General features: G+C 40.4%; 2 protein-coding genes. Both read left to right on the plus strand.

The window, feature by feature from the left end:
- Positions 1 to 285 (plus strand): LPXTG cell wall anchor domain-containing protein (locus ACZ2M0_RS09340; protein ID WP_490059273.1); only part of this gene is annotated, 285 nt, incomplete at its 5' end.
- A 137-nt stretch (positions 286 to 422) separates the two neighbouring features.
- On the plus strand, positions 423 to 3,052 hold a 2,630-nt coding region (locus ACZ2M0_RS09345; RefSeq protein WP_223902999.1), incomplete at its 3' end, for a BspA family leucine-rich repeat surface protein.

Below are 3,052 nucleotides of genomic sequence, written 5' to 3' on the forward strand. Positions count from 1 at the left end.
CGCATAAGCAAACATGATCAAAAATCTGCCACCAAATCAGTCAAAGGCCTCACAGCTAACAAGCATCAGGCTAACCGCCCTGCTAAACTGGCGACTGCAAGTCGCAAATTAAACAAGACGGCTAGCGCTGACCCACAAAAAGGCAAGCTGAATCAGAACAGCAGAACTGATGCATTGCCGCAAACTGGTGCAGAGAAGCACAATAGTTTGGCCATGCTGGCACTAGGCGGTTTGGCCTTGGTCACTGCTCTAGGTGCTGCTTGGCTTGAGCGTAAGAAAGACTAATTAAATTCTGATAAATAAAAAACGCCCTATATTATCAATATAGGGCGTTTTTTAGTCTAGCCTAGCTGAGTTTGACTTTTGCCTAAGCCAGCCATATACTAAACCTATATTAATATGCAATTTAGAAGAGGAATTATATGAATACACATAAGAATGCTAACAAGCAAGGAGAAAAAATATTGCTCGGCGGCGTGGCCGCAGCTGCTTTAGGCTTAATTAATGCCAAACCCCAGACGGTCAAGGCAGCTAATCAGAATGGCACTCGGGCCACTAAGAAGACTCCGAGCAGAGCAGTCAAGACTAAATTGAACTACCAAATTGAAGCTGAGGGTGAAGCAGCTTCTGATGATGACCCCACTGGCCAAGACAGCAGCAGTCAAACTGCTGGCAGCGAGAATAATGCAGGCACTTCAAGCAGCACTCCAGAAACTGACCAGAGGCAAGCTGGTGCTAATAGCAATACAGCAAGTGGAAGCCATCAAGATGCAGCTACAGGCATTACCAGCGATCCAAGCACCACAGACAAAGCAAAAGCAGATAAGCAAGAAGCAGATCATGCACAATTTGACCCTGAAAAAACTACTCGAGATGGCGCCATTTCAGGTACTTGGAATGGCATACCTACCTCTTTTTCTGATGGCGTCTTGTCTATTGGCGAAAAAGGAAACAATTACACAATCGGTCAAAAAAATCTCCATTATCAGTATCTTGAATTTAGTGACAATAAGAAAAACTTAAAAATTGATGATTTATCTACTATTACAGAAATTGATTTTAAAGCTCCTATCAAAGTTTTGGGTGGGGTAATAAATTTTTTTAGTGGTTTAGCTAATTTAACTACAATTAAGGGACTGCCTAATTTAGATACTTCTGAGGTACCTAACATGTACGGCTGGTTTGATGGTTGCAAATCTTTAACCAGTTTAGATTTAAGTCACTTTGATACTTCTAATGTAGAAGATATGGCTCGACTATTTAAAGATTGCAAATCTTTAACTAAACTAGATCTATCTTACCTTGACACCGCAAATGTTATCGGCACGGATTTGATGTTTTATAGGTGTGAATCACTGACATCTATTACTTTTTCTGACAAGTTTAAGACAGACTTAAATATTGACATGGAAAATATGTTTGACGGTTGTAAAAGCTTGTTAAGCATTGATTTGTCTAAATTCAATACTTCAAAAGTAGCCAACATGCATCAAATGTTTAGAAATTGTAAATCTTTAACTAAACTAGATCTATCCAATCTTGATTGTCATGGTAACTTGAACTATATGTTTGAAGGCTGTGAAAATCTCGAATACTTAAACCTAATTCACTTTAGTACACATGATGACAATGGTCGTGATGATGAAAATCACGTAGATTGTAATTGTGTAGGTATGCTTGCCGATCTTCCTAAGTTAAGAGAAATAGTTTTAGGTAGTGGTATTCATATGAAACAATCAGGTTTGAATACTCCAGGAACTTGGATAAATATGGGAATCCCTCAACATAATATTCCTGCTCCACCCAAAGGCTCAATTCAATTAAGTTCAGCAGACCTTGCTGATAAATTTGCAGATTATGACAATATTTTTGGTAAAGAGCATTATGCTGATACCTATGTTAACTTTAGCAATCCTTCCAAAGGAATTACAGTTCAGTATTGCGACACTGATGGCAACAAAATTCCTGGCATTAACGATGACATTCAGTTTGGTAACATAGGTGCTTATCTCGTCAACAATGAACCTTACACAGCTTTTAAACCGCAAGAAAAACTTACCGATAGCTCAGGAACTGAATATGATTTTGATAATTTAGCTAAAATAAATAACGATGAAGTAAACTATAATGACGTAAAGTTTACTTCTGATAACCAAACTATCACTTTTTACTATACCAAGAAAGCTAATATTCCAGGTCCCAATCCTTCCGATGGCTCGGACGGTTCTGATAGCTCCAACGGTTCCGACAGCTCCAACAGCTCTAATAGCTCTAATGGTTCCGATAGCTCCAACACTTCAAACAGTTCTGATAGCTCTAATGGTTCCGACAGCTCTGATAGTTCTAACGGTTCTGATAGCTCTAACAGCTCCGATGGTTCTAACGGTTCTGATAACTCTAATGGTTCCGATAGCTCCAACACTTCAAACGGTTCTGATAGCTCTAATGGTTCCGACAGCTCTGATAGTTCTAACGGTTCTAACAGTTCGGACGGTTCTGATAGCTCTAACAGCTCCGATGGTTCTAACAGTTCCAACAGCTCTGATAGTTCTAACGATTCTGATAGCTCTAATGGTTCCGACAGCTCTGATAGTTCTAACGGTTCCAACAGTTCGGACGGTTCTGATAGCTCTAACAGCTCCGATGGTTCAAATGGTTCCAGCAGCTCTAATGGTTCTGACAGCTCTGATGGCTCAAATAGTTCTGACAGTTCAAATAGCTCAAATAGTTCTGACAGCTCTGATGGCTCAAATGGTTCTACTGGTTCTGACAGCCCTAACAGTTCTGATAATTCCAATGGCTCTAATGCTTCCAATACTGCTGGTTCAATTGTCAACAGCCCTGCAGCCATAGCGCCTGCAGTTACAGTTCATTATCAAGATGAATATGGCAACACTGTTGCCCCTGACCGCGTAATCCAAGGTCGCATTGGTGATGGCTATACGACTGGTGCTGAGACTGTTTCCGGCTATACATTAAAGACTCGGCCCGATAATGCAACTGGCTTCTTTATCAACAGTCCGCAAAGCGTGACTTATGTTTACAGCAAGAG

Source organism: Lactobacillus sp. VURO6/B1 (VP7) (assembly GCF_058139575.1).